Below are 1,216 nucleotides of genomic sequence, written 5' to 3' on the forward strand. Positions count from 1 at the left end.
ATCTTAATTTAGATTTTGAACAATGAGTCAAGTTTGATTGCCTTATTTTTATATAATATCTATTATTATCTAAAATTCTAAAAAATTTGTAACATATGTTTTGACAGTTAAGATTTTATCAATAGAAAAATTGACACATTTATTGAGAATGGGATATAATAGACTATATTTGATAATGATAATCAATAATTTATTGTAAATTATATAAATTTGTGAATTAAATAGGTGAAAAAATGGATCAAAAATTTATTTTTAATAAATATAAAATAAGTGATGGTGTTTTTTTAGAAATCTATGATTTGGAAATTGAAGAATTGGAATATAAAACTAAGAATGGGTATGGAGATGAAGATTGGACTCTTAGAATTGATCATTGTTTAAATGGACGAATGGAGGCGGATTTTTTTAAACACAAGTATTCTTTTATTGAAGCGGGTGAATTTGCCATAAACAGCAGTAAATATCATTTGATTTCCAGTGCTTTTCCGGGAGGAAGATATAGAGGCTTGAGTATTATTTTTCATGAGGATAAGATGAATAAATTTAATCGCGAGATGCTTAGCTACATTGGAGTAGACTTGTTTAATTTCAATAAATGTATTTCTCCCAATAAACCTTGGTATACAAGAAGAGTATCTGGTAAAATTGAAGATATTTTTACGCTTTTATATATTGAATCTAGACTTGAAACACCACATTACATATGGTTAAAAATAGTTGAACTTCTATACTTTCTAAAACTAAATGAAGTTGAAATAGAAACTGATTTTGATTATTTTTCTGGTGCTTATATAGATATGATGAAAAAGAATGTTAATAAAGCTCTTAAGTCAGATGAAGTAGTAAAATTAAAAGAATTAATTAAATCTACTGGATTAAATACTACTATTTTTTACAAATTGTTCTATCTAATTTATGGTTCCACACCGGCAAATTATTTTAGAGAATATTATTTAAATCTTGCATCTACTAAGTTAGCTACTACAGATAAAAGTATCCAATCTATTGCTATGGAAGCAGGATACAATAACGCCAGTAAATTTTCATCAGCTTTTAAAAAAATTTATAAAGTTTCTCCAAGAGAATATCGTAAAAAAAATTTAATTTTGGAGCATTAAGAAGAAAGATGGGGGAGAGTTAGAAAATTATTTATTATAAAATAGTAACTGAAGTTTATTAAAACTAGCTTCAGTTACTATTTTTTAGGAGGAAATAT

At 25.5% G+C, this 1,216-nt stretch carries 1 protein-coding gene; it reads left to right on the forward strand.

Features of this window, described 5'->3' with window-relative positions:
- Positions 1-233: 233 nt before the first annotated feature.
- The gene (locus tag HMPREF9129_RS10235; protein WP_004823539.1) at positions 234-1,118 is read left to right on the forward strand and encodes a helix-turn-helix domain-containing protein; all 885 of its coding nucleotides are present in this window, start codon (positions 234-236) and stop codon (positions 1,116-1,118) included.
- Positions 1,119-1,216: the final 98 nt, after the last annotated feature.

Origin of the sequence: Peptoniphilus indolicus ATCC 29427 (assembly GCF_000227315.1) — a bacterium.
GTDB lineage: Bacteria > Bacillota > Clostridia > Tissierellales > Peptoniphilaceae > Peptoniphilus > Peptoniphilus indolicus.